The 17,262-nt window shown below is 65.3% G+C and carries 20 protein-coding genes; 10 read left to right on the forward strand and 10 right to left on the reverse strand.

Annotated features, from left to right (window positions below; all coding sequences use genetic code 11):
• Positions 1 to 2: 2 nt before the first annotated feature.
• A complete protein-coding gene (locus P0Y59_24235) occupies positions 3 to 1,520 on the reverse strand; it encodes a malonyl-CoA synthase (GenBank protein ID WEJ99966.1) in 1,518 nt (505 codons plus the stop codon).
• An 83-nt stretch (positions 1,521 to 1,603) separates the two neighbouring features.
• Here P0Y59_24235 and P0Y59_24240 point away from each other — a divergent pair, with 83 nt between their 5' ends.
• Positions 1,604 to 2,434 carry a diacylglycerol kinase family protein gene (locus P0Y59_24240; protein WEJ99967.1) on the forward strand — a complete coding sequence of 277 codons (831 nt, stop codon included), beginning with the start codon at positions 1,604 to 1,606 and terminating at the stop codon, positions 2,432 to 2,434.
• The gene (locus P0Y59_24245; protein ID WEJ99968.1) at positions 2,431 to 3,198 is read left to right on the forward strand and encodes a metallophosphoesterase; all 768 of its coding nucleotides are present in this window, start codon (positions 2,431 to 2,433) and stop codon (positions 3,196 to 3,198) included. Before P0Y59_24240 ends, P0Y59_24245 begins: the two co-directional genes overlap by 4 nt.
• A gap of 66 nt (positions 3,199 to 3,264) precedes the next feature.
• Here P0Y59_24245 and P0Y59_24250 read toward each other — a convergent pair whose 3' ends face one another.
• Entirely contained in the window at positions 3,265 to 5,031 is a 1,767-nt protein-coding gene (locus P0Y59_24250) for a DUF885 domain-containing protein (GenBank protein ID WEJ99969.1), read from the reverse strand.
• A 243-nt stretch (positions 5,032 to 5,274) separates the two neighbouring features.
• Here P0Y59_24250 and P0Y59_24255 point away from each other — a divergent pair, with 243 nt between their 5' ends.
• A complete protein-coding gene (locus P0Y59_24255) occupies positions 5,275 to 5,958 on the forward strand; it encodes a DUF4166 domain-containing protein (protein ID WEJ99970.1) in 684 nt (227 codons plus the stop codon).
• Positions 5,955 to 7,460, forward strand: coding sequence for a TIGR01777 family oxidoreductase (locus tag P0Y59_24260; protein WEJ99971.1), 1,506 nt, complete (start codon positions 5,955 to 5,957; stop codon positions 7,458 to 7,460). The genes P0Y59_24255 and P0Y59_24260 overlap by 4 nt, the downstream gene beginning before the upstream one ends.
• Before the next feature lie 64 nt (positions 7,461 to 7,524).
• On the opposite strand, the gene P0Y59_24265 is transcribed toward P0Y59_24260, so the two are convergent.
• On the reverse strand, positions 7,525 to 8,010 hold the full coding sequence (locus P0Y59_24265; GenBank protein WEJ99972.1) for a hypothetical protein: 486 nt from the start codon (positions 8,008 to 8,010) through the stop codon (positions 7,525 to 7,527).
• A 141-nt stretch (positions 8,011 to 8,151) separates the two neighbouring features.
• Between P0Y59_24265 and P0Y59_24270 the strand changes: the two genes are divergently transcribed.
• Positions 8,152 to 9,417 carry a dipeptidase gene (locus tag P0Y59_24270; GenBank protein WEJ99973.1) on the forward strand — a complete coding sequence of 422 codons (1,266 nt, stop codon included), beginning with the start codon at positions 8,152 to 8,154 and terminating at the stop codon, positions 9,415 to 9,417.
• A gap of 58 nt (positions 9,418 to 9,475) precedes the next feature.
• On the opposite strand, the gene rpsI is transcribed toward P0Y59_24270, so the two are convergent.
• The 4 genes from rpsI to P0Y59_24290 form a co-directional block, all read right to left on the reverse strand.
• The gene (gene rpsI / locus P0Y59_24275; GenBank protein WEJ99974.1) at positions 9,476 to 10,024 is read right to left on the reverse strand and encodes a 30S ribosomal protein S9; all 549 of its coding nucleotides are present in this window, start codon (positions 10,022 to 10,024) and stop codon (positions 9,476 to 9,478) included.
• A gap of 3 nt (positions 10,025 to 10,027) precedes the next feature.
• Complete coding sequence (gene rplM / locus P0Y59_24280) at positions 10,028 to 10,504, reverse strand: 50S ribosomal protein L13 (GenBank protein ID WEJ99975.1); 477 nt, start codon at positions 10,502 to 10,504, stop codon at positions 10,028 to 10,030.
• A gap of 118 nt (positions 10,505 to 10,622) precedes the next feature.
• The gene (locus tag P0Y59_24285) at positions 10,623 to 10,943 is read right to left on the reverse strand and encodes a divalent-cation tolerance protein CutA (GenBank protein ID WEJ99976.1); all 321 of its coding nucleotides are present in this window, start codon (positions 10,941 to 10,943) and stop codon (positions 10,623 to 10,625) included.
• On the reverse strand, positions 10,940 to 11,977 hold the full coding sequence (locus P0Y59_24290) for a COX15/CtaA family protein (GenBank protein WEJ99977.1): 1,038 nt from the start codon (positions 11,975 to 11,977) through the stop codon (positions 10,940 to 10,942). Before P0Y59_24290 ends, P0Y59_24285 begins: the two co-directional genes overlap by 4 nt.
• Before the next feature lie 118 nt (positions 11,978 to 12,095).
• Here P0Y59_24290 and P0Y59_24295 point away from each other — a divergent pair, with 118 nt between their 5' ends.
• Both P0Y59_24295 and P0Y59_24300 read left to right on the forward strand, forming a co-directional pair.
• Positions 12,096 to 12,491, forward strand: coding sequence for a MerC domain-containing protein (locus P0Y59_24295; GenBank protein ID WEJ99978.1), 396 nt, complete (start codon positions 12,096 to 12,098; stop codon positions 12,489 to 12,491).
• Positions 12,492 to 12,548: 57 nt separating this feature from the next.
• Positions 12,549 to 13,010 (forward strand): transcriptional repressor, encoded by a 462-nt coding sequence (locus tag P0Y59_24300; GenBank protein WEJ99979.1) that lies wholly within the window; start codon positions 12,549 to 12,551, stop codon positions 13,008 to 13,010.
• 9 nt (positions 13,011 to 13,019) lie between these two features.
• On the opposite strand, the gene P0Y59_24305 is transcribed toward P0Y59_24300, so the two are convergent.
• Positions 13,020 to 13,559 (reverse strand): GNAT family N-acetyltransferase, encoded by a 540-nt coding sequence (locus P0Y59_24305; protein WEJ99980.1) that lies wholly within the window; start codon positions 13,557 to 13,559, stop codon positions 13,020 to 13,022.
• Between the two features lie 96 nt (positions 13,560 to 13,655).
• Here P0Y59_24305 and dxs point away from each other — a divergent pair, with 96 nt between their 5' ends.
• The 3 genes from dxs (at position 13,656) to P0Y59_24320 (ending at position 16,480) form a co-directional block, all read left to right on the forward strand.
• Positions 13,656 to 15,581 (forward strand): 1-deoxy-D-xylulose-5-phosphate synthase, encoded by a 1,926-nt coding sequence (gene dxs / locus P0Y59_24310; protein WEJ99981.1) that lies wholly within the window; start codon positions 13,656 to 13,658, stop codon positions 15,579 to 15,581.
• Positions 15,582 to 15,696: 115 nt separating this feature from the next.
• On the forward strand, positions 15,697 to 15,897 hold the full coding sequence (locus P0Y59_24315) for a hypothetical protein (GenBank protein WEJ99982.1): 201 nt from the start codon (positions 15,697 to 15,699) through the stop codon (positions 15,895 to 15,897).
• 175 nt (positions 15,898 to 16,072) lie between these two features.
• A complete protein-coding gene (locus P0Y59_24320) occupies positions 16,073 to 16,480 on the forward strand; it encodes a CHRD domain-containing protein (protein ID WEJ99983.1) in 408 nt (135 codons plus the stop codon).
• A 31-nt stretch (positions 16,481 to 16,511) separates the two neighbouring features.
• Here P0Y59_24320 and P0Y59_24325 read toward each other — a convergent pair whose 3' ends face one another.
• Both P0Y59_24325 and rnk read right to left on the reverse strand, forming a co-directional pair.
• Positions 16,512 to 16,733: a hypothetical protein gene (locus tag P0Y59_24325; protein WEJ99984.1), complete on the reverse strand. Its 222-nt coding sequence runs from the start codon at positions 16,731 to 16,733 to the stop codon at positions 16,512 to 16,514.
• Positions 16,734 to 16,736: 3 nt separating this feature from the next.
• Positions 16,737 to 17,153 (reverse strand): nucleoside diphosphate kinase regulator, encoded by a 417-nt coding sequence (gene rnk / locus P0Y59_24330; protein ID WEJ99985.1) that lies wholly within the window; start codon positions 17,151 to 17,153, stop codon positions 16,737 to 16,739.
• Between the last annotated feature and the right edge of the window lie 109 nt (positions 17,154 to 17,262).

The raw sequence follows: 17,262 nt of genomic DNA on the forward strand, positions 1-17,262 counted from the left end.
GCTCAATCGGCAAAGGTTCGAGCGTAGGTGCTGCGCAATTCGGCCTTCTGGATCTTGCCCATCGCGTTACGCGGTAGCTGGTCGACCACATATACCTGTTTCGGTCGCTTGAACGCCGCCAGCGTATCGGCCAGCGCTGCCTTCACTGCCTGTGCGTCCACGGCGCCCGGTGCCTTGGCCGCGACGACAGCGACCACGCCCTCGCCAAGATCGGGATGCGGCACCCCGATCACCGCGCATTCGGCGACTCCCGCCATCTCGTCGATCAGCGCCTCGACCTCGGCGGGATAGACGTTGAGCCCGCCGGAGATGATCAGGTCCTTCTGCCGGCCCGAGATGAACAGATAGCCGCGTTCGTCGACGCTGCCGATATCGCCTGTAATGAAGAACCCGTCGGCACGCTTCTCCTCCGCCGTCTTCTCCGGCATCCGCCAATAACCTTTGAAGACGTTAGGCCCGCGGACCTCGATCATGCCGATTGCGCCCTGCGCCAATGGCGTTGCGGCCTCCGCATCGGTGATGCGGATTTCCACGCCCGGTAGCGGAAAGCCGATGCTTCCCGGCACCCGGTCTCCGTCATAGGGGTTGGAACTGTTCATGTTGGTCTCGGTCATGCCATACCGTTCGAGGATGGCGTGGCTGGTGCGGGCGCTGAACTCGCGGTGGACCTCGGCTGACAGCGGCGCTGAACCCGAGACGAACAGGCGCATGTTGCTGACGAGGTCCCGAGTGAACTCAGGTCGAGACAGCAGTCGCGAATAGAAGGTCGGCACGCCCATCAGCGCGGTGCATTGCGGCATAAGCCGGATCATTGCGTCGAGATCGAACGCCGGCAGGAAGATCATCCGTGCGCCCGCGAGCAGGATGATGTTGGTCGCGACGAACAGGCCGTGAGTGTGGAAGGTCGGCAGCGCGTGGAGCAGCACGTCGTCGCGCGTGAAGCGCCAGAGCTCGACCAGTGTCTCGGCATTGGAGCCGAGATTGTCGTGAGTGAGCATCGCGCCCTTGGAGCGCCCGGTGGTGCCGGAGGTATAGAGGATCGCGGCCAGCTCGTCGCCCGCCACATCGACGGTCGCGAAATCGGCCGGCATCGCCTCGGCCGCTTCGGGCAGGCTGCCATCGCCTGCCTTGCCCAGGGTCATCACGGTGGGGATGCCGATCTCCCGGCACAGCGGCCCGAGTACCGCCTCGTTCGCCGGGCTGCACACGAACAGCGTCGGCTCCGCGTCGCGCAGGAAATAGTCGAGCTCGCGGGGTGTATAGGCCGGGTTGAGCGGCAGGTGGATCGCCCCGATCCGCAGTGTCGCTAGGTAGACCAGCAGCCCTTCAGCCGACTTGTCGACCTGCATCGCGATCCGGTCGCCGCGTCCGATCCCGAGCGACACGAACAAATTGGCGATCCGTCCCGTCGCGGCATGGAGATCGCGGTAGGTGATCGACGTGCCGTCGGGTCGAACGATGAACGGCTCGTCGAGCCGGGGTGTAAAGCATGCGACGAAACGGTCATACAGGTTCGGCACGAGTCTCTCCGCTGTTTTCGCGTGCTGCCTATCCCGTCCGGGACAATGCGTCACCATTCTCTCCCTCGCGCGTTGGGATCGCCATGCAGAAACTGTGGTTCATCACCAACACCGCCTCCGGCACGGCAACGACGGAAAAGGCGGTAGCGATCGAGACTGTATTCGTCGAACAAGGTCTCGCGCTGGCCGGACGAACCGCCTTCCCGGCGGACGATCTGCCCCAGGCCGCGGAACTGGAGGCGGCAGGGGTCGATACGGTCGTCCTGTTCGCCGGGGACGGCACGATCAACGCCGCTGCCTGCGCGCTGGCCGAATGGAAAGGCGCGATCCTCATCCTGCCAGGCGGCACGATGAACCTGCTGGCCAAGCTGCTGCATGGCGACGCCGAGCCGGTGGCGATCATCCATGCTGCCGGGACGCAGGGACGCCTTGTCGCCTTGCCGATGGTCGAAGCTGGTCCGCATCGTGCCTTTGTCGGACTGATCCTGGGCCCTGCCGCGACCTGGGTACGCGCACGCGAACTGGTGCGTGCCGGCCGGGTCCGTGGCCTGGTCCGTGCGATCAGGACGGCATGGCGCCGGACCTTTTCAGGGGGCATCCGCCTGTCCGGCGTGCCCGGGTTCCGCCATCATGCGCAGGCGGTGTTCGTGCGGCCGGAGGCCGACCATCTCGATGTGGCGGCCGTGGATGCACGCGACTGGCGGTCGATCGCGTCGCTCGGCTGGGAGTGGCTGACCGGTGATTGGGTCGCTGCAGCGGAAGTGACACAGGTCCGCGCAACCCGGTTCCGCATCGCCGGAACCCGGCCGGCACTGGCGCTGTTCGATGGCGAGCCGGTGATGCTCGATCCGGATATCGTCATTCGCGGTGGCATGGGACGGGAGATGTTCATCGCGACGAAGGCGCGGGGATGATCCGCCTGTTCCACGTCAGCGACGTGCATTTCGGTCGCGAGGACCGCGCCGCGATCGCCTGGTTCGATGGCCTGGTGCAGGTCGAGAAGCCCGATGCTGTGATCATGACCGGCGACCTGACGATGCACGCGCGGCGTCGTGAATTCGCCGTCGGTCTTGCCTGGCTGCAGGGTCTGGGCGTGCCGGTCACCGTGGAGGTCGGCAATCACGACCTGCCCTATTTCAATCCCGTGGCGCGGTTGTTCCGCCCCTATGACCGGATCGGCGCGATCGAACGCCTGATCGAACGGCCGCTCGACTTGCCCGGTGTGGCGATCGTGCCGATGGTCACGACAGCGCGGGCCCAGTGGCGGCTCGACTGGTCGAAGGGGCATGTCAGTTCTCGCGCGCTGCAACGGGCGCTGGCGCTGGTCGAGGCTGCGCCGAAGGATGCGCTGGTCTTCGTCGCCTGTCATCACCCGCTGATCGGGGCACATGAGCGGATGCGCTCCTCGACCCGCAATGGGGCTGACGCGTTCAAGGCGCTGGCCGCGGCCGGCGCGAATGCGGTGCTGACCGGTCATGTCCATGATCCGTTCGACGTCGTTCGCGAAGCTGGCGGCCGGAAGATCCGGATGATCGGGGCGGGGACGCTCTCCGAACGGACTCGCGACACACCGCCGTCGTTCAACGAAATCCGCATCGAAAACGGCCGTTTCGACGTGGTGCTCCGTCGGCTCGGTCCTGAGCCCGATATGGTGCTGCCGAAGGAGAAGATTGAATAGGATTGCCCGAATTCGGCTGACTGCCCCGACCCGCTTCCGCGAGCCGGGGCAATCGGGGATGGCAATCTATTGCTTCTGCGGTGAAGGGGCGCCCTGCTCGCTCGCGATCCATCGATCGATCTGCGCGTCGAGAATGTCGAGCGGAACCGCGCCCTGTCCAAGCACGGCGTCATGGAATCGCCGCACGTCGAATTTCGGGCCGAGTTTCGACTCCGCCTTGTGCCGGAGCGCGAGGATCTTGAGCTCGCCGAGCTTGTACGCGAGTGCCTGGCCAGGATTGCTGATGTAGCGGTTCACCTCGGCATCGATATTCGCATCCGTGAGCGCCGTATTGGCCTTCATGAAGGCAACTGCCTGTTCCTTGGTCCAGCCCTGCGCGTGAAGCCCGGTATCCACCACCAGGCGACACGCGCGCCACATTTCGTAGGACAGGCGGCCCATGTCCTTTTCGGGTGTGTCGTAGATGCCCATCTCGATGCCGAGATGTTCCGAATAGAGCCCCCAGCCTTCAACAAAGGCGTTGAAACCCGCAACATATTTGCGGAAATCGGGGAGACTCATTTCCTGCTGAAGCGCGATCTGATTGTGATGGCCGGGAACCGCTTCATGGCTGGTGAGCGCCGGTAGCTCGTACAGGGGGCGCTGATTCAGCTTCGAAGTGTTGACGTAGTAGGTGCCGGAAATACCGGCCTGCGGCGATCCCGGCATATAATAGGCGGTGGTCGTTCCTTCAGCGGTCTCGGCGGGGACGGCACGCACGCCATAAGGAAGCCGGGGGAGGGTAGCGAACAGCGTCGGCATCTTGCCGTCGTTGAGCTTCGCCTGAAGCGCCGCCGCGCTCATCAGTTCGCCGGCACTCTTGGGGTAATATTTGGGGTTGCTCCGCAGATCCTGGATGAACGCTTCGCGACTGGCATAGCCGGCTTTTTGGGCGATCGAATCCATCTCGGCGCGGATGCGCTTCACCTCTCCGAGGCCGAGCTCATGGATCTGGCCCGGCGTCATCTCGGTCGTGGTCTGCTGGCGAACCTGGAAAGCGTAATATTGCTGGCCCTGGGGAAGCGCCGAAACCCCATAGGTCGCCCGGCATTTCGGCAGGTAGCTGGTGCGATAATAATCGTCGATCTTGCGATATTCGGGATTGAGCGTGCCGCTGATCAGTTCTTTTGTCTTCGCCTTCATGGCGTTCCACTCGGTCTCGGTCATTCCTGCCGGCCGGTTGCCCTTGAACGGTGCGAAGAACCGCGAGTCCTCGGGGTTCTCGGCGATGACGCCGGTGATCGTCTTCTCGAAGCCGGCGAGTGCGGCGCAGGGAAGGACATAGCCTCCCTCGACACCCTGCCGGGTCACCGCGAGCGCCTGGGCGTTCGCCTTGGGGAACAGGGAGAGGCGAGTCGTATAGCTCACGAAATCGGCCCTGGTGCGGACCGGCACGACATCGGCGAGCCCGGCGAAATTCTGGAACCAGCTTCCCAGCGTGGAGAAGGTGATCATCCGTTCGCCAAAGCTGTTGGCTTCGATCTGCTCGGAAAGGATGCGGTGCAGGATCGCCTTGTTGGTCTGTTCCTCCAGGGAGAGCTGAGCGGTCGGTATCGCGTCGAGCCGCTTGATGAAGACTCCCGCCTGCGCCGCCTGGCGGTCTGCTTCCGCCAGGCTGAAATCCCCGATCTGGTCGTCATAATCATGGACGTCCAGCGTGGTCGCGTAGATCGGATTGGACTTCAGATACCATGCCCAATGGTCGGTTATCACTGAGTTGAGATCGCTCGTCGGCGTGGCTCCGGCTGAAACCGGTATCGTGGCAATCAAAGCAGCCAGGAACAGACGGCGCATGGCATTCCCCTATTGATCAGAAGTGATGCGACGTTGTCGATCATCCGCCCGTCGACGGCAATATCGATACGACGCAAGGCCGGTCGGCCCGATGGAGCGGCCAGTTCGGTCGCGATCGACCTGTCTGAGAAACGCACGCCGATCGGTTCGCAATCAGCCCCTTCGGCACGGCAGGGTTCTTGACTCTGTCCGCATAATCTGTAATTTCTGATTTAACAGAAATAACCGGAACAAGAGGAAGAGATGGCAACCCTTGCAGCGCGTCCGGTCCCCATTCCGCAGTATGCCCCGCGTACCGGCGTCACCATGGTCGATCCGCGCTTCCGCCAGTTGCTTGGCGAGACTGGCTGGGCCAGTCTGCCGCCTGCCGTACGCGCCCGCTTCGGACGCAAGGCGCTGGCGACGCAGACGATCAGCTATGTCGGAGAGATCGCCGAGTGCCGGATGAGCAGGCTCGGCTGGGCTTTCGCCCAGGCCTGCCGCCTGGTCGGCGCGCCGTTGCCGCTGAGCACCGACACCGGCGTCGCGGCGGCGGTGTGCGTGACCGAGGATGCAAGCGGCGGTGGTCAGTTCTGGACTCGCCAGTACAGTCGCCGCGCGGGCTTTCCGCAGGTGATCCACAGTTCCAAGCGCTTCGCCGGCCCCACCGGGCTTGAGGAATATCTCGGCATGGGTTTCGGTATCGCGCTCCGGCTGCGGGTCGAGAACGAGGCGCTGTATTTCGACAGCGACCATTATTTCTGGCGCCTTGGCCCCCTCCGGCTGCGCCTGCCGCGCTGGCTCAGCCCCGGCCGGCTCAGCATCGGTCATGTGGATTGCGACCATGGCTGGTTCGCCTTCACCCTGGCGCTCGACCATCCCTGGTTCGGCGCGCTGGTCCATCAATGCGGCATGTTCACTGAATACCGCCCGGGAGATGCGAGATGAACGATCCGGTCTTCGTAGCGCTGTTGCTGCTCCAGATCGCAATGGGCGGTTTCGACACGCTCTATCATCATGAACTGACCCTGCGGCTGCCCTGGAAGCCGGGCCAGGCGACCGAGCTTCGTCTCCACGGCGCGCGGAACCTGATCTACGCGGTGGTCTTCCTTGCGTTGGGCTGGACTGAACTGCACGGCGTCCCGGCGCTGGTACTGCTGGCAGCACTGGCGGTCGAGACGGGCATCACCTTGTGGGATTTCGTCGAGGAGGATCGCATCCGGGCGCTGCCGGCGAGCGAACGGGTGACTCACACCTTGCTGACGCTCAACTACGGTGTGTTGCTCGCCATGCTCGTGCCGGTGCTGGTTGGCTGGGCGAGTCTGCCTGACGCGATCGTCCTCCACGGCCATGGCGTTGTCTCGATCCTGCTTGCCATCGCTGCGGCGGGCGCGGTGGTCTCGGGCGTGCGGGACCTGCTCGCCGCGACCCGCAACGAGCGGCTCGGCGATGGCCCTGCTGCTGAGCTGGCGCAAGCATTGCCGGGCCGGCAGGCGGTTCTCGTGACTGGCGGCACCGGCTTCGTCGGAAACCGTCTGGTCGCCGCGCTTGTCGAGGCCGGCCACGACGTGACCGTCCTGACTCGCAATCCGGCGCATGCGTTCGGGCTTGCCACGCCGGTACGGATCGTCACCGATCTTGCGGCTCTGCCCAACGACTTCCGCTGCGACGTCGCGATCAATCTCGCCGGGGAGCCGATTGCGGGCGGCCGCTGGACCGAGGCACGTCGGCGGCGGATCGTCGAATCCCGGCTTGATGTGACGCGAGCGCTCGGCCTGTTGTTCGAACGGCTCGATCGGCGTCCCGCGGTTCTGGTCAGCGGTTCAGCGATCGGCTTCTACGGCATCGATGACGGCACGATCCTGGACGAAACCGTGGCGCGGGGCAGGGGCTTCGCGGCGGATGTCTGCGCGACCTGGGAAGCGGCGGCCACGCGCGCCGCTGCTGCTGCTGGCACCCGTGTCGTGCTGCTGCGCACCGGGCTGGTGCTCGCTTCAAGCGGCGGGATGCTGGGCGGGTTGCTGCCGATCTTCGAATTCGGGCTGGGCGGGCCGATCGGGACAGGCAGGCAGGTGACGAGTTGGATCCATCGTGACGATCTGGTGCGCCTCATCGTCGCCGCGGCGGCCGATCCGGAGATCAGCGGCCCGCTCAATGCGACCGCGCCCAATCCCGTCAGCAATGGCGACTTCGCCCGCGCTGTCGGTCGCGCGCTCGGTCGTCCCGCGGCCCTGCCGCTCCCGGCACTGCCGCTTCGCCTGTTACTCGGCGATCTGGCCGGGGAGCTGATGCTTGGCGGGCAGAAGGTGCTTCCGGTGAAAGCGGTCTTCCACGGCTTTCGTTTCCACTATCCGCGCATCGACGATGCGCTGGCGGCGATCCTGGGCGGGCCGGCGCCTCGGAAAGCGGCGGTGCTTCATCCCTTCCGCGAGGCCCGGCTGCTCCATTGAGGCTAGTTTTGAAACCCCGATCCGAAGATGCGCAACGCAATCCATTCGTGACCAGGCATGCCGGTCATTCAGCGCTCGTCCGGGTGCGCAGCCAGGAGAGCATGAACGGATAGGGTGCCATCCCGCGTTCCTCGGCGAAGCGTTCGGTCAGCGTCATGCCGTAATATTCCAGCATCGGTACGCCGAAATAACGGCCGGCCGTGAAATTCTCGAGGATCGAATCGCCGCCGCCTCGGTAGCCGTGCTCGTGGAATACGATCGCCGGATCCAGGTCCATCTCGAGCGCCGCGGCATAGGACCAGACAATGGCGGCCATCTCCTCGGCAGGATCGGAGCGCACCTCGTTGAGGGTCGGGCGCAACGCAGGATCGGTAACCGCGACGTGCCCCGCTTCGTGGAGCAGATCGCCAGGCCATTCGAGCAGTGCGGGATCATAGACCACGGCGCCGTTCCTGATCGCCATTGCGGGAAGGAAAGATCCTTCGGGCACCGTGTCGGTTTCGACGGGGATGCCGATCCGCTCCAGGAACGCCACGATGCGAGCCGTCACGGGGTCCTCCAAAGCCAATGCGCATCTCCTTCCTGCTTCGAAAGCTAATCGACCCTTTCGAAAAAGGGGAGCGCTGATTGATGGAGCGATAGCTTGCGAAGCGCGGCTTGCGCCGCCGGCATCGCGATCTATGCTCGCGGTATGAAACCAGCCCTTCTGCTCGCCCTCGCGCCATTGTTGATGGCCGCCGCTCCCGACAAGACCAGTGACATCGACGCGCGGATCGCCCGCGTCCTCGCCCGGAGCCCAGTGATCGATGGCCATAACGATTGGGCTGAAACATTGGTGGGGCAGGCCAGGGACGAGCGCTGGACCATCGACCTGACCAGGCTCGATCCCACGAAATATCATACCGATATCGATCGGCTGCGTGCCGGGCATGTCGGCGGCCAATTCTGGTCGGTCTATGTCTCCGCCGGGCTGCCGGAAACCGAGCAGGTCGTCGAGACGCTCGAGCAGATCGACCTGATGCATCAGATCTTCGCCCGCTATCCGAAGGTGTTCGAGCCGGCCGTCACGGCGGCCGATGTCCGGCGCATCCAGGCGCAGGGCAAGGTCGCCTCGATGCTCGGCGTGGAGGGCGGCGGCCAGATCGACGGCAGCTTCGCCGTGCTGCGTGCCTATCGCAAGCTTGGTGCCTCGTACCTGACGCTGACTCATTCGCGCACGATCGCCTGGGCGGATTCAGCCACCGACAATCCGGAGCATGACGGCCTCACCAAGTTCGGCGAGGCAGTGGTGGGCGAGCTCAACCGGCTCGGCATGCTGGTCGATCTGAGCCATGTCAGCGAGGCGACGATGGTCGATGCGCTGCGCGTGTCGAAGGCACCGGTCATCTTCTCGCATTCCAGCGCTCGGGCCCTGTGCGATCATTCGCGCAACGTCTCCGACGCGGTGCTGCGCCAGGTCGCGGCGAATGGCGGCGTGGTGATGGTCAATTTCGCGCCCGGCTATATCTCCGAGGCGCGGCGGCGCTGGGATGCGGCGCGCGCGGGCGAGATCGCGAGCTACAACGCGCCACCGTTCAGCGGCCTCTATCTCGGCCAGCCGGCGGCGGCCAAGGCGGCGCTGGCCGAATGGGACAAGGCGCACCCCATGCCGGTGGTCACGCTGGCGATGGTTGCCGATCATATCGATCACATCGCGAAGGTCGCGGGCCCCGATCATGTCGGGATCGGATCGGATTTCGACGGCGTGCCGGATCTGCCCAAGGGACTCGAAAGCGTCGCCACCTACCCGGCGCTGCTTGCCGAGCTGATGCGGCGCGGCTGGAGTGACGCCGACATCGCCAAGCTGGCGGGCGGGAACGTCCTGCGGGCGATGGAGGGTGCGGAGCGCGCCGCTGCCGCGATGAGGGACGCGGCGGTCGCGAACGGGACCGTGGCCGCGCTCGACTCGGGCAAATAGGCAACGAAAAAGGGCGGCCCGTTGCCGGACCGCCCCTGTTCGCGCAGTCGAGAAACGCTTAGCGCTTCGAGAACTGGAAGCTGCGGCGTGCCTTGGCGCGGCCGTACTTCTTGCGCTCGACCGTGCGGCTGTCGCGGGTCAGGAACCCGGCGGCCTTGACGGGCGCGCGCAGGATCGGCTCGAACTTGGTGAGCGCCTGGCTGATGCCATGCTTGACCGCACCGGCCTGGCCCGAAAGCCCGCCACCCTTGACGGTGCAGACCACGTCATACGCACCCTCGCGCTCGGTCACGCCGAACACCTGGTTGATGACGAGGCGCAGCGTCGGACGTGCGAAATACACTTCCTGGTCGCGGCCGTTGATCGTGATCTTGCCGGAACCCGGCTTGATCCAGACGCGGGCGACGGCGTCCTTGCGGCGGCCGGTCGCATAGGCGCGGCCCTGCTTGTCGAGGATCTGCTCGCGCAGCGGCATCGGCTCGCGCACGACGACCGGAGCGGCAGGTGCATATTCGTCACCGGCGAGAACCGTCGAGGTGGCTGCGACCGGCGCCGGCTGGCTGGTCAGGTTTGCGAGATCGGAAAGGGACTGACGATTGTCGGACATCAATTAGCCCACCTTGTTCTTGCGGTTCATCGAACCGATGTCGAGGACTTCAGGGTTCTGTGCTGCATGCGGATGCTCGGCACCGGCGAAGACGCGCAGGTTGCGCATCTGCTCGCGACCCAGCGGACCGCGCGGGATCATGCGTTCCACGGCCTTTTCAAGCACGCGCTCGGGGAAGCGGCCGTCGAGCACCTTGCCCGCGGTCACGCCCTTGATGCCGCCGGCATAACCGGTGTGCTTGTAATAGACCTTGTCCTTGAGCTTGTTGCCTGTGAACCGGATCTTGTCGGCGTTGATGACGATGACATTGTCACCGCAGTCGACATGCGGGGTGAAGCTCGGCTTGTGCTTGCCGCGCAGGACGTTGGCGATGATCGAGGCTGCACGACCGACCACCAGGCCGTCGGCATCGACGATATGCCATTTCTTCTCCACCTCGTGCGGCTTTACCGACTTGGTGGTCTTCATCAGCGCCTTCATGGGGCCAGACCTCTTTCGTTCAAACGACATGCGCCGCCCCCACGGGACGGCGCTGATGGCGGGCTAATGTGAGGAAGGGGTAAAAAAGTCAAGCGAAAGGCCGGTTTCATGACGGGTATCAGGATACCTTGGCTGTTTCCGCATAGACCCAGTCCGCGACCGCAGGGTCGACATCCGCTTCCCATGCCTCGATGACGGGCTGATCGTAGCTGTGCCGCGCTTCGATCGCGGCGCTGAGCGCGGCGGCGCGATCCGGGGTGGTCTTGAACAGGACCGCCGTTTCGTCGTCTGCCTCTACCTCGCCCTGCCAGCGATAGATCGAGTGGGTCGGGGAAAGCGACGCGCAGGCGGCGAGGCGGCCCTCGATCATCGCCCGGGCGACGCGCGCAGCCTCGTCCGCGTTGCCGAAGGTGGTGCGGACGAGGCGGATCCTGCTCACCGCGTTGCGCGCCCGATCCTGTGGGCGGCGAACGTCGCCGCGATCAGGGTCAGCGCCGCGTTCGCCTGGTGCGCGATGGCGATCACGATCTGCACGCCGCTGAGCAGGGTCGCGATGCCCAGCGCGATTTGCAGCACCACCAGCCAGATGAGCATTCGGCCGGCGACGCCGGCACCCTGCCTGATCGACCGCAGCGCAAGCATGATCAGCGCGGTGGCCGCGACGCAGGCGAACCAGCGGTGGATGAATTGCACCACCACCGGATTGTCGACCGCGTTGCGCCAGATCGGCTCGATGAAGGCGACCCCGGCGGGGAAGAGGGTGTTGCCCATCAGCGGCCAGCTCGAAAAAGCATAGCCTGCGTCGAGTCCAGCGGTGAAGGCGCCGAACATGATCTGGCCGAACAGCAGCAGCAACGCGGCCAGGGCGAGCGGACGAAGCGAGGCAGGCACGGCCAGCCGGCTTTCCGCCAGCGCGCGCAGATCAAGCGCGGTCCACACCAGGCCGGACAGCAGCACGAGCGCGGTGATCAGATGGACGGCGAGCCTGACATGGCTGACATCGGTGCGCACCGACAGGCCGGAGGCGACCATCCACCATCCGATCGCGCCCTGGAGCCCGCCAAGGGCGAGCAGGGCGACCAGCCGCCAGCCATAGCCGGGTGGAATCCGTCGCCGAACGGCGAACCACAACAGCGGCAGGGCGAAGGCAAGGCCGATCAGTCGGCCGAGCAGGCGATGGACGAATTCCCAGAAGAAGATCGACTTGAACCCGGCCAGCGTCATGCCATGGTTGATCTGGGTATATTCCGGGATTCGCTTGTAATTGTCGAACTCGGCCTGCCACGCAGCGTCGGTGAGCGGGGGGATGATGCCGCTGATCGGCTTCCATTCAGTGATCGACAGCCCCGATTCGGTAAGCCGGGTAATGCCGCCGATCACGACCATCAGGACGATAAGACCGGCGACCGAGAAGAGCCACGCAGCGAGGGCGCGCGGCCGCGACGGATGGGCGAGCGAGGAAGCCTGAAGCATGGCCCGCTCCTAGACCCATCGCCCGCGCGCGTCGATTCGGGATTGTGACGAGCGGTCGGACGAAAAATATCGATGATATATTGTAACTTTTGGGCGGTTATGCCACATGGGCCCCGCAATGACAGCGCATGCCCATTCTTCCTCGCCCGCCTTTGCGTGGTTCGAGTCGCGGTTCGATCGGTTCGCGATCGGACTGTCGGGGTTATGTGCGGTGCATTGCCTCGCCAGCTCCGTGTTCCTTGCCCTGGCGGCTTCCGCCGGCGGGCTACTGTTGAATCCGCTGTTCCACGAAATCGGCCTGACGTTCGCGATCGGCTTCGGCGTGCTCGCCCTGGGGCGCGGGATCTTCGCGCATGGCTATATGATGCCGGCGGTGGTCGGCTCGCTTGGCCTCGGCATCATGGCGGGCGCGATTACCATGCCGCATGACGGCGGCACTGAGACGATCTGGACGCTGATCGGCGTGGCGATCCTGGCCCTGGGCCATGATCTGAACCGCCGCGCCACTTACTAGCCCCATTTGCCGGCACCGTGCTTGCCGCCGAGGGCGGCAATGCCTAAATTGACTCTCATGGCCGCACATCATCACCATCACGAGCCCCAGGGCGCCGACCTTTCCAGGGTAGCGCGCGAGACGCTCGAGAAATCGGGCGAGCAGTGGACGACGATGCGTGCCCATATCTTCGAGGCGCTTGCCGGTTTCGACAAGCCGGCCTCCGCCTATGACATTGCCGAGGCGGTATCGAAGACTGAAGGGCGGCGGGTTGCCGCCAACAGCGTGTACCGTATCCTCGACCTGTTCGTCGGGGCAAATCTGGCGCGGCGAGTCGAAAGCTCGAACGCCTATGTCGCCAACGCGCATCCCGATTGCCTGCACGATTGCATCTTCCTGGTCTGCGATACCTGCGGCCAGACGACTCATCTCGACAATGATCGAATCACCAGCGGAGTCCGCTCCGCCGCTGAGGCTGCCGGCTTTTCGCCGGTGCGGCCGGTGATCGAAGTGCGCGGTAAGTGCGCCGACTGCGACTAGAATAAGGGCCTAGAATAACGGTTTGCCCATGCGCACGAGTGGGACGGCGATGCCGCCCGTCGGCGGTGCAGTGACGCGTTCTATCTCGGCATAGCCACAGGCCCGGTACAGCGGCTCGCCCGCCAGGGTCGCCATCATTTCCGCCCGGGCGAATCCTGCCTGTCGCGCAGCCCCCTCGCACAAGGACAGGATCAGGCGTCCGATTCCGCGTCGCGCGAAATCGGGATCAGTGAACATCGCCCGGATTCGCGCCGCGTCTTGCGCCGGATCGAGCGGTTTCGGGTCACGCAGCGCCGCGCTGTGATCTCCGCCATAAAGTGTCGCCCGCGCGCTCCAGCCGCCGCAACCGGCGATCGCCTCGCCGGATTCGATGATGAAATAGGTCCTGTCCTCGATCAGCTGCGTATCGAGGCCCATCACAGCGCGACTCGCGGCGATTTCGGAAGGGTTGAGGAAACCCTGCTGCAACTGCGCGATCGACCGTGCCATCAGGGCGCGGATGGCGGGAATGTCCGCCGGAACGGCGAGTCGGCTGGTGAGAGGATGCATTGCATTATTGTCACGATCCGGTGCGCTCTTCGTCAAGAAACGATCTGAGCGGTTGCAGCAATCGACACCCATCATCTCGTTCGCTAAATGGGCATGATGTCTGACGTTCCTAAAACGCCGTTGTTGGATACGGTGATCACGCCTGCGGATTTGCGCGGGTTACCTGTGGCGAAGCTGCGGCAGCTGGCGGATGAGCTGCGTGCGGAGACGATAGCGGCGGTTGGGGTGACGGGCGGTCACCTTGGTTCTGGTCTTGGCGTGGTGGAGCTGACGACGGCGATCCATTACGTGTTCGAGACGCCGCGAGACCGGCTGATCTGGGATGTCGGGCACCAATGCTATCCGCACAAGATCCTGACGGGGCGGCGAGACCGGATCCGGACGCTTCGGGCTGGCGGCGGGCTGAGCGGTTTCACGAAGCGCAGCGAGAGCGAGTATGATCCGTTCGGCGCGGCGCACAGCTCGACCTCGATTTCGGCGGCGCTTGGCTTTGCGATCGCGAACAAGATCAAGGGGGAGCCGGGCAAGGCGATCGCGGTGATCGGGGACGGGGCGATGTCGGCGGGCATGGCCTATGAGGCGATGAACAACGCTGAAGGGGCGGGCAACCGGCTTGTCGTGATCCTGAACGACAACGACATGTCGATCGCGCCGCCGGTTGGCGGGTTGTCGGCCTATCTGTCGCGGATCGTGTCGAGCCGTGAGTTCCTGAGCCTGAGGGAGCTGGCGCGTCGCTTTGCGCGCAAGCTGCCGCGTCCGCTGCATTCGGCGGCGAAGAAGACGGATTCGTTCGCGCGCGGGATGGCGATGGGCGGGACCTTGTTCGAGGAGCTGGGCTTTTATTATGTGGGGCCGGTCGACGGGCACAATCTGGACCAGCTGATCCCGGTGCTGGAGAATGTGCGCGATGCGGAGGAAGGCCCGATCCTGGTCCATGTGGTGACCAAGAAGGGCAAGGGCTATGCGCCGGCGGAAGCGGCGGCGGACAAATATCACGGGGTGCAGAAGTTCGACGTGATCACCGGCGCGCAGGCCAAGGCGCCGCCGGGGCCGCCGGCGTACCAGAATGTGTTCGGCGCGGCGCTGGTCGCCGAGGCGGCGAGCGATGCGAGGATCTGCGCGATCACGGCGGCGATGCCGTCGGGGACCGGGCTGGACAAGTTCGCGGCGGCCTATCCCGACCGGTTCTTCGATGTCGGCATCGCCGAGCAGCATGCGGTGACGTTCGCGGCGGGTCTTGCCGCGCAGGGGATGCGGCCGTTCTGCGCGATCTACTCGACGTTCCTGCAGCGGGCGTACGACCAGGTGGTGCACGACGTGGCGATCCAGAACCTGCCGGTGCGGTTCGCGATCGACCGGGCCGGGCTGGTCGGGGCCGACGGGGCGACCCATGCGGGCAGCTTCGACGTGACCTATCTGGCGACCCTGCCGAACTTCGTGGTGATGGCGGCGGCCGACGAGGCGGAACTGGTGCACATGACGCATACCTGCGTCCATCACGACTCAGGGCCGATCGCGGTGCGCTATCCGCGCGGCAACGGCACCGGGGTGGCGCTGCCCGAGGTTCCCGAGCTGCTGGAGATCGGCAAGGGTCGGATCGTGCGCACGGGGCACAAGGTGGCGATCCTGTCGCTGGGGACGCGGCTTGGCGAGGCGCTGAAGGCGGCTGACGCGCTCGATGCGCGGGGGCTGTCGACGACGGTCGCCGATCTTCGGTTCGTGAAGCCGCTCGACGAGGCGCTGATCCGCAAGCTGCTGAGCACGCATGAGGTTGCGGTCACGATCGAGGAAGGCGCCATCGGCGGGCTCGGCGCGCATGTGCTGACGCTGGCCAGCGACACCGGGCTGGTCGATGCTGGCCTGAAGATCCGCACCCTGCGCCTGCCCGACACCTTCCAGGACCAGGACAAGCCCGAGAAACAATATGCCGAGGCTGGCCTCGATGCCGACGCCATCGTCGATACCGTCCTCAAGGCGCTCAGACACAATTCGGGGGGCGTGGCCGAGGGTGCGCGGGCGTAACCTGCGATAAATCGGACGAACTGATTGAGCTAGGCCGCTTTTCTTGGCGAGGATATCGCGGTCTTAGCATTCGGGTTACCAATCCGGCCTAGAAGCGTGCCCGAAGAGCGAGGCGATGCGGTACGACCATCAATGGCATAGGGCACGGGCGCGCGAGGGGCGCGGGCAGGGGTGGGACAAGCCCACGGTGCCGACACCGCGCGCCCATGGGCCCTGGTTGCGCCTCGGCGTGCTGGCCCTGATCGGCGCGATCGCTGGCCTGGCGATCGCCGAGGGGCTGAGCGCCACCGCCGATCCCGTTATGATCGACTGCTGAGCAGCGTCGATATCGCGCCACCCGGCGGCGCCGGCACGCCGCAGGGGTGAAACGAGCCGATGCGGGGTGGTGCCTTCCGTCATTGACCCGCGATGGCGCCAAGCCCACAAACGGGCCGTCATAGCGGCTGCGTGCGCACCATGCCGGCGGCGCCACGGACCTAGGAGGAAACGCGATGCGACTGATCCTGCTCACTCTCGCGGCGACAATGGCGGTGACGCCTGCATGTGCCGCCGATCCCGTCAAGCTCAAGGCGACACTCGCGGGGAACGCCGAGACCGATGCCGACGGCACGGGCAGCGCGACCGTGACGGTGGATACCGACAGGAACGAAGTCTGCTACACGCTCAAGGTCTCGGGCATCGAGCCCGCGACGATGGCGCATATCCACAAGGGCGCGGCGGGGGTCTCGGGTCCCGTGGTGGTGCCGTTCGATCCGCCGACGACTGGCAGCTCCGAAGGATGCAAGCCGGTGACGGCCGAGGTTTCAGGCGCGATCGCCTCGAACCCGGGCGACTATTATGTCAACGTCCACAATGCCAGCTTTCCCCGGGGCGCGATCCGCGGTCAGCTCGGCAAATAGCGACGCGCGGGGAGCGTTCGCCGGCGTCCCTTCAGCGGATTCGTGCGAGCAGTTCCCCGCTCCCGACGACCTCGAAGGTTTCAGCGTCGACGTACCGTACTGCCTGCCCCGTGGTGAGCGCCATCTGGCGCGCGCCGGGGTAGCGCCGTGGCGTGCCGCCCTGTGACTGGCCGATATGGACGTAGCGATATTCGACGACGGTCACGGTCGCACCGTCGTCGCCATGGCATCGGTGGCGTGCGAGCTCCTCCATGCCTCAGGCGCCCGGCGCGCGAACGTCGACGATTTCGAGCCACCGCTCATGGCCGTCGCGATCCGGCCATAGGATTGAATCGCCCTGCGCAAGGCCGATCAGCCCGGCGCCCACCGGTGTAAGAATCGAGACCTTGCCGGCGTCGATATCGGCTTCCTGCGGATAGACCAGCTCGACGGTGCGGCTCGCATCGCTGCCCCGGTCGAGGAAGGTCACGACCGAATGCATGGAGACGATGCGTGCCGGCAGTTCGCGGGCGGTATGAACTTCGGCGCGATCGAGTTCCGCCAGCAGCAATCCGGCGACCTCGGGCTGGCGGTGCCGGGCCTGGAGAGCCAGCGCTGCGATGGCGTCATATTCGCTGTCGATGACATGGATTGGCGGCCGCTCGGGCGGCCGCGCAGGGGCAGGGTTGGTCACGGGGAAAGGGCTTTCGTTTCGCGGAGATCATGCTGCGGCCTTGCCGCATGACGCGGGATGGCTCGCTTGAGGGATGCTTGTTTTCCCGGGTCTGGGGCGGACGAACGCC

The organism is Candidatus Sphingomonas phytovorans, from assembly GCA_029202385.1.
In the GTDB taxonomy this organism is placed as follows: Bacteria; Pseudomonadota; Alphaproteobacteria; order Sphingomonadales; family Sphingomonadaceae; genus Sphingomonas; species Sphingomonas phytovorans.